Source organism: Vibrio sp. V43_P6S15P86 (assembly GCF_009904725.1).
In the GTDB taxonomy this organism is placed as follows: Bacteria; Pseudomonadota; Gammaproteobacteria; order Enterobacterales; family Vibrionaceae; genus Vibrio; species Vibrio diabolicus.
The window spans coordinates 1-8,179 of the sequence record NZ_WXWT01000163.1 but is presented as its reverse complement, the minus strand read 5'-3'; the positions used below and the strand labels follow the sequence as shown (position 1 = coordinate 8,179).

The following is an 8,179-nucleotide window of genomic DNA, read 5'->3' as shown; positions in this document are numbered from 1 at the left end:
ATAGTGAAACAATATTGTGCAACCTAAGCTTCATACATTAGAAAATAAAAAAGCGGCTCATTGGCCGCTTTTTGCACATCGTATTACTCTATGGGTTTAGTCTAACTGAGTTGATAGGTAACGCAGGTAGGCATTACGTAAGCGAATCTTATTCTCTTCAAAGTAATCACTACCATAGCGACCACGGTTGAAGTAACGACGTAGCATGCTGTTGTCCATGATAAGCTCATCACCTTGCCCATCACTTAAGTAATTCACATCATTGCCTACTCGTGTCATCACATTAAAGTCATAGGCCTCGTTGCCTCTAACCTGCAACAAACCAGGAGACATATCGCGCCAAGGTGTTAATGGTAGCTTGACTGAAACAGCCACAAACTGCTCTTCATCAGTATCTTTGTACTTAGTAACCTGATAAGTGGCGGAAACCTCAATATCCTCAAACCAATGAGAGGTTGTTAGCTTGGCACCGACATCACCCCGCCAAAACTCACCCGCTGTCGCGTTAAACTGCCAATCCCATTCAGGCATTGAGAAAGTATAACGAGCTAGCGAAGTTTGACGATCGAGAGTCTCGTAGCCATTTTCATCTTTCTCATCAACGTGCTGGAAATAACTCATTTCTAAGCTAAAGGCATGCGCACCGGACTGAGAAAACCATGTTGATTCACTTCTCGCGCCAATATAATCTGTTTTCGCCAAACCGACGGATACTTGGTTCGCGATATCAACATAAGGCAAACGGAAGAATTGATGCAACATTGCACGCTCGATATCATTCTCGTACGCGCTATCTTCAAAGTATCCCCATTTTTCATAATCGTCACTTTCTGCTAACGGCAGAATATGGCGAACATCGACAGCGGCACCAGACCAAAGATACGTATATAAGTTGCTCGACATGGCAAAAGAATAGTCATAGACCCCAAATTCTGTCGCAACGGCATGGCGAACCATAGGTGAAAAAACAAGTTGAGAGTCTAGTACACCGCTATTTACGCGCTCTGTTTTCCAATTAACCAGCTCAAGTTTCTCGGCTAAATCTCGTGTCGTGAACTTAATATCCTCGCACGCAGCAAACCCATTGATAAAACTTTGATAACAAGACGAATTCGCTTGCACACTAACAACAGGCTTTTGGTTTGCGAGCATAATTAGCTCAATGCGATCCGACTCACCGCCCACTTCTGATACGGCGTTTTGACCTAGGTGGCTAGAGATGATCCCCATCGCAACACCTAAACCGTCAACTTGGTTATGGTTATAACGACGGTTTTCTAACGCAACTACCGTCGTTTGGTTCAACAGACCGATTTGAATATTCACAAAACCTTCATTACGAAGCGTGCTCACCAAAGCAGAGATAGAAGCCTCTTTGGCTTTCTTCTGCTCCAAAGACAGCCTTTCCATCAACGTGACATTATTACGAGAGTAATCGCGAGAACGCGTGTACCCGGTGACTAGAGGTACTGAAAGTGCCGCGTTCCAGATATTTTGCTCATCTGTATTGTGGCCTGAATATAGCTGATAACTGAGTGAAGCTGTCACATCATAAGGCAGTGTACCTTGTGGAGTAAAAAGTTTTACCGATGAGTTGAACTCCACAGCATCGTATTCCCCACTGACCTGTAAAAAGCTCAATGGTTGATACTCAATACCACCGAATGGGCCATCCATCACACCCAATTCGATATCAGAGAACCCGTAACCTGCCGACACTCGAACTGGAGCAAAGTCGAAAGAGTAATCTGCAACTGCGTATTTAGTGCTGAACTGATTCCCGGCGCCACCCAAATCCTGAATACCTAGAGCAAAGTCGAGATTCTCCGAACCCCAAAAGTTAGGGACCTGATACTTGAAAGACATAGATAAATCACGAATGTCTCCACAATCATAAAAACAGTTGGAGGTGTAATCGTCTGTGACGATTCTTCCGTGAGCTTCTAACCCCTCAAGCAAGCCAAACGAAAATTTAAGAGAATCTAAATCTTGAACTGCCGTCCTAAATGGTAAGCCTTGAGCGTACGTAAAAGAAAAATCGCCGTAATTTAAAGACTGTGCATTGGGCGTAAAAGTCAATCCGGTAAAGCTTTGGTTCGAAGGCAGCGTCGCCAACTCCTGAGCGGTAAGAGAAGTACTTACCAGTAGCGGCAGCGATAATGCTGCTATCCCTGTTTTTATCGTTTTCTGTGCCATCAGTTTTAGCCACTGTTAATGTATTGAATACAGAAAAAGGCACTCAGAAGTGCCTTTTTGAGATTACGACATGTTCACGTTACGTTCGTAGTAAACAAACCACCACTGCGAGTACCACAACAACATATCTTATTAATTTTTCTATTATTTACCAATCAGACAAAAGCATCAAGTTTCACCTGCATTACTTTGCTTTGGTTCAAAAGTATATAACTCCGCAGTGCGAGTATTTTGCTTCCATACAAGGTCTTCAATGCCATCTACTGGGTTAAAACCTGTAGGGGCCTCGAGCAGTAAACGACGAATCACTTCGTGTTGGAAGTTGTGGCAAGCAACATCGAGCTTGTCGATCAAGGTCTCATACTCTTTCAATGGCAAGTAACTTTCTTGAGCTGTCATAATGCGAGCGTGTGCCGTTTCGGAAACATTATCATCCCCAATCAACAGTTCTTCATATAACTTCTCTCCAGGCCTCAAACCAGTGAAGAGAATTTCTATATCGCCATGAGGATTGTTTTCATCTTTGACTTCAAGGCCGGATAAGTAAACCAAATTCCTCGCTAGATCGACAATCTTAACTGGCTCCCCCATATCGAGAACAAATACATCGCCACCTTTACCCATCGCCCCAGCTTGAATAACCAACTGGGCAGCTTCTGGAATTGTCATAAAGTATCGAGTAATGTCTTTGTGGGTGACCGTAATAGGTTCTCGCTTCTTAATCTGTTTTTTGAATACAGGAATTACCGAGCCAGACGAACCCAAAACATTACCAAAGCGCACCATGCAGAAACGCGTACCCAGATTAGGGTTGCTCTCACGAATTCGGTTTTGTTGCTGTGCCAACGCCTGTAGACCCAACTCAGCCATACGTTTAGTCGCACCCATCACGTTCGTTGGTCTAACAGCCTTATCAGTAGAAATAAGAACAAAATTCTTCACACCTGCATCAATCGCCGCTTGCGCTGTATAGTAAGTGCCAAACACATTGTTTCTTACACCTTCAACAACGTTGTACTCCACCAGCGGAACATGTTTGTACGCCGCAGCATGGTAAACCGTGTCCACTTCAAAGGCTTTCATGGTGGTTTCTAAGCGATTTTGTCTCTGCACAGAGCCAACCAATGGAACGACGACAATGCTCAGATTGTTAGCTTTAATGATTTGACTCAATTCACTGTGCACCTGATACAACGCAAATTCAGACAGTTCAAATAAGATCAATGATTTTGGCGAGTAGTTTAAAATCTGACGACATAACTCAGAGCCAATTGAACCACCAGCTCCCGTCACCATCACTACTTGATTCTTGATGTTCGCTTCCATTAATACTTGTTGCGGCTGAACAGGGTCTCGACCTAACAAATCACCAATCGGAACCTCTTTCAGTTCATCAATCTTCGCCTTACCCGTAAGGATATCTTTCATATCTGGAACGGTTTGGATTTCAACAGGCAGTTTAGAAATTCTATCTAAGACTTCCTTACGGCGTTTGTTTGAAGCGCTAGGAATAGCAAGTAAGATTTTTTTTACTTCATACTTTCTAATCGCCTTCATCGCGTTATCCGCTGTATAGACTCGGTAACCCATTAGCATTGTGTTTTGAAGCGTTTTGTCTTCGTCGACAAAGCCAATAACTCGGTAGGTTTCTGATTGTCGCAGCGCAAACGCAAGCTCACGACCGGCACTACCCGCACCATAAATAAGAACTGGCGCTCCGGCTTTGTGTACCGATTGAGCAACCAAGCTCCTTACCAGCAGACGGCTAGTCCCTACACCGATCGCAAGAAAAGCGGCATAAATAAAAGGAATCGAGCGTGGTAGTTGGGCATCAAATGCGAAAGCAAAACTGGCCACACAAAGCGCAGATAGAATCGTACCCAACCCGACGACTGCCAGAACATGAAAGCCTAAATAGCGTAGCACCGCTCGATAGAGGCCAAACGAGACAAAAACAGCAAGCGTACACACAATGGTTGCCAACAGTACATAGTTACTGCTTGTATCTGGAAGTGGGCGGAATTCACCAATGCGAGACCAATAAGCAAACATAAAAGCAGCAGAGATAATAAAGAAATCCACTCCGATACTAATAAGGCGCTTTTGATATCTCGGTAAAGACCAAATGACGTTAAGTTTGGAATTATTTTCAATCATGACAGTATGTAAGCCTCATTACCCCAAGTTTATTTTTAGAGTTTGGTGGTAATGCTAGTTAATATTATGAGATAACCTGAGCAAAGATTATACAACCTGATGATTATGTATAGAACCATTAATTGCATATTCTCTCACTGCATCGCATCTTTTAAGCAATCTGCGTAGCAGACATTTTACATTTTCATCAAGTGGTGGGACGCTGTTACAGGAAAACATAAATAACGACATATTAAAGCACTATTATTTATGCGTCCCACTTAGACTGAACTGGTTTACTTCTGCGCTTCTAACAACACTTCACGGATCACACCGCACGTTTTAGCGACTTCTTCTGACGATAATGTTGGATGAACCAAAAACATTAAACTGGTTTCACCTAACAGCACTGCATTCGGCAAACGTTTTTCTGGTCGCCATGGCGTATTATCAAATGCTTTTTCTAAATACACCTCAGAGCAGCTACCTTGATAAGCCGGAACACCACGTTCCACAATGGTTTCCACAATGCGATCTCTCGTCCAGCCCTCTGCCAAATGTTTAGGCTCAACAAAAAGGTAATGTTTGTATTCAGCGTGCTGCGAATGCTCAGGCACGTGAACGCGTCGAACGATATTGAGATCTGCAACAGCCTCATCGATTTGTGCCGCATTGGCTTGGCGTTTTGCCGTCCACTCTGACATGCGAGTCAATTGAATACGACCAACCACAGCTTGTAGCTCAGTCATACGCCAGTTGGTTCCAAAGCTGTCGTGCAACCAGCGAAAGCCTGGTGGATGCTGACGGTTATAAATCGCGTCATAGTTCTTACCATGATCTTTGTAAGACCACATTTTTGACCACAAATCTTTATCATTCGTGGTCACCATGCCGCCTTCACCGCCTGTCGTCATAATCTTATCTTGACAGAATGACCAAGCACCAATGTGACCAATTGTGCCGACACTGCGGTCTTTGTATTTTGCGCCATGTGCTTGAGCACAATCTTCAATAACATAAAAACCATGTCTTTCTGCAAGCGCCATGATGGCATCCATTTCTGCCGGCATACCAGCCAAATGAACAACGATGACCGCTTTAGTCTTAGGAGTTAGGACCGCTTCAATCGACGCTGCCGTAATGGCTTGGCTATTGAGATCCACATCAGCGAACACAGGGTTGGCGCCAGCCGTAACAATAGAAGACGCAGAAGCAAGGAACGTTCTAGGCGTCGTAATAACCTCGTCCCCTTCACCAATCGCTAACGCTTTAAGCGCGACATCAAGTGCAAGGGTACCATTGCTTAGTGCAACAGCATGATCACATCCAACCCAAGCTGCGAATTCTTTTTCGAACTCACGGCACTCACTACCCGTCCAGTAGTTTACTTTGTTTGACAGTAGTACACGACTAACTGCGTCGGCTTCTTCTTGAGTAAAAGAAGGCCATGGAGAAAATGGAGTATTAAGCACGATGTCACCTAAATAAAAATTATTCTGAGAATGTTATTTTGAGTTTACGAGCTGTGCAGGCGTACCCACAACAGTTTGCAAGTCTGGTACATGGTTCAGGACAGTCGCGCCGGCTCCTACCATTACGCCCGTACCAATGGAAATAAGTTGTTTAACTTGGCTTCCGATACCGAGCCAAGAACCTTCCCCGACAGTTACCCCGCCCGCAAGATTACAACCAGGGCTAACATGTACGCCATCCGCTAAATGGCAGTCATGATCTATCGTTGAGGCCGTGTTAATAATGCATGCTTTACCAACTTTGACGAAAGGATTGATGACAGCACCAGCCATGACCACCGTACCTTTATCAAGTTGACTATACCGACTAATTGTGGCCCTAGGGTGCTCTAGTACAGAGAACTTAGCGCCAGCTGTACTGAGCTGATTCTGCTTTTCTAACCTGATTTTATTATTGCCGATCGCTATCACCGTTAGATCAAACTGCGCCGCTATCTTTAATAAGGTTTCGGAATTCCCTTTGACTGGCCAATGCTCCACATTTTGCAACTCTGGCCAGCGATCATCAAAAAACTCAATGTTTGTATAACCATTTAGCTCCGCAATTTCAGCAACGACTTTCCCGTGACCACTAGCGCCTAAAATTGCGCAAGTTCTATTCATGGACTTCGCTCTGCTTTGATTGACCAGTAAAAGGTTCTATCGTGACATGGCCATCTGCCGATATTCCTTCCTTCACAAACACTTTTTTAACGGTTAGGAACAGAATTTTGATATCTAGCCATAGGTTACGATTATCGACATACCAGACATCGAGCTTAAACTTATCTTCCCAACTAATCGCATTACGCCCATTAATTTGAGCCCAGCCCGTTACGCCAGGCCTGACTTCGTGACGTCTTGCTTGCTCTTTACTATAAAGCGGTAAGTACTGCATTAATAAAGGACGTGGCCCCACTAAACTCATCTCACCTTTCAATACGTTCCACAACTCCGGAAGCTCATCGAGACTTGAATTTCTCAATTTGTCTCCGAACGGAGTCATTCGCTCGGAATCAGGAAGTGGATTTCCTTGTGAATCGACTGCATCTTTCATGGTACGGAACTTAACCATTTCAAATGGTTTGCCATGCAAACCAGGACGTGTTTGACGAAACAACACGGGCGAGCCTAAGTTCTTGCGTATTTTCCAAGCGACTAATGAAATAATAGGAGACAACAAGATAAGTGCCATGAGAGAAACTAAGAAGTCAAACAATCTTTTCATTTGGGGCTACCTGCTTTCCATAAAAATCAACCATACGGATCCAATGTTCATTTCTTTCATACTTAGTTACGATATTATTTCTTGCTAAATCACCCATTTTAGATAGTTTTTTACAAGCCATTGAACCTTCCATTGCAATATACAATGAAATATAATCTCCCGGTTTAACCAACCAACCATTTAATTGATCTTGTATAACTTCATTACAACCATTAATGTTGGTTACTATAGCGGGGACCTCCATTGAATTTGCCTGCAAAATAACATTTGGAAAACCTTCCCTATAGCTAGGCAAAACTAAGATATGAGTTCTAGCAAGGAAAGGCCTGATATCCTCTCGGAAGCCAAACCTATATATCCTTGGATGTGACTCTATATATTCAACAATATCTTTTGACGGAGGGGACTGAGAATCTAAATTGCCTAAAATAAAAAGAATTGCATTTTCAGGCATCAGAGAAAATGCTTTTACCAGTTCAGCAACACCTTTATCCTTATTAAGCCTGCCAACAAAACAAAATACAAAAGACTTGTCATTTTCGTGAATGGCCTTTCTCAGGTCATCATGAATTGGCTGTATTAAAACCAGATTCTTTTCAAAAAATGAGGTATCGACTCCAGCTATATTCCCGTAACCAATTACATCTAAGGGTTTATCCGTTATTTTGTAATCGTACAAGTCATTTTTAACACCCTCCCCCTCAGGAACAACTACAGTAGCGCAGTGACATATTAAACGGTCAACTGCAATTAATATTCGCTTTTTTAGTCCCCTAGCAGTAGGAAATATAAGACCAGTAAATGTATGAATTCGAACAGGTGTCCTCATTAACCATGCGGAAATCATTGTAACTAATCCAGCCTTGGGAGTGTATGAATGTATAATATCTGGTTGTATCTTAATTATTAACAAAATCATTTTTATAATGGAATAAATATCAAATAACGGATTTATCCCTCTCACCATTGGAACTAAATTAATTTTAATTCCTTCTCTTTCTTCAACGAGTGAAATACTTTTTCCAGAAGATGTTGCGAGATACACATCGAAAAAACCATTCAAATATCTTGGCTGCTCTTTCAATATTGCATCAAGCGTATCTGGAAC

Annotated in this window: 6 protein-coding genes; all 6 read right to left on the bottom strand. The window is 42.9% G+C overall.

The features are described 5' to 3' along the window. Positions 1-96: 96 nt before the first annotated feature. The gene (locus CAG69_RS07230) at positions 97-2,196 is read right to left on the bottom strand and encodes a YjbH domain-containing protein (RefSeq protein ID WP_237668048.1); all 2,100 of its coding nucleotides are present in this window, start codon (positions 2,194-2,196) and stop codon (positions 97-99) included. A gap of 168 nt (positions 2,197-2,364) precedes the next feature. Continuing rightward, on the bottom strand, positions 2,365-4,353 hold the full coding sequence (locus tag CAG69_RS07225) for a polysaccharide biosynthesis protein (RefSeq protein WP_161443445.1): 1,989 nt from the start codon (positions 4,351-4,353) through the stop codon (positions 2,365-2,367). 275 nt (positions 4,354-4,628) lie between these two features. Next, the gene (locus CAG69_RS07220) at positions 4,629-5,804 is read right to left on the bottom strand and encodes an aminotransferase class V-fold PLP-dependent enzyme (RefSeq protein ID WP_161443443.1); all 1,176 of its coding nucleotides are present in this window, start codon (positions 5,802-5,804) and stop codon (positions 4,629-4,631) included. Positions 5,805-5,837: 33 nt separating this feature from the next. Further along, positions 5,838-6,467, bottom strand: coding sequence for an acetyltransferase (locus CAG69_RS07215; protein WP_161443441.1), 630 nt, complete (start codon positions 6,465-6,467; stop codon positions 5,838-5,840). After that, positions 6,460-7,071, bottom strand: coding sequence for a sugar transferase (locus CAG69_RS07210; protein ID WP_161443439.1), 612 nt, complete (start codon positions 7,069-7,071; stop codon positions 6,460-6,462). The genes CAG69_RS07215 and CAG69_RS07210 overlap by 8 nt, the downstream gene beginning before the upstream one ends. Further along, a partial coding sequence (locus tag CAG69_RS07205) for a glycosyltransferase (RefSeq protein WP_161443437.1) occupies positions 7,055-8,179 on the bottom strand: 1,125 nt, incomplete at its 5' end. The genes CAG69_RS07205 and CAG69_RS07210, both read right to left, overlap by 17 nt.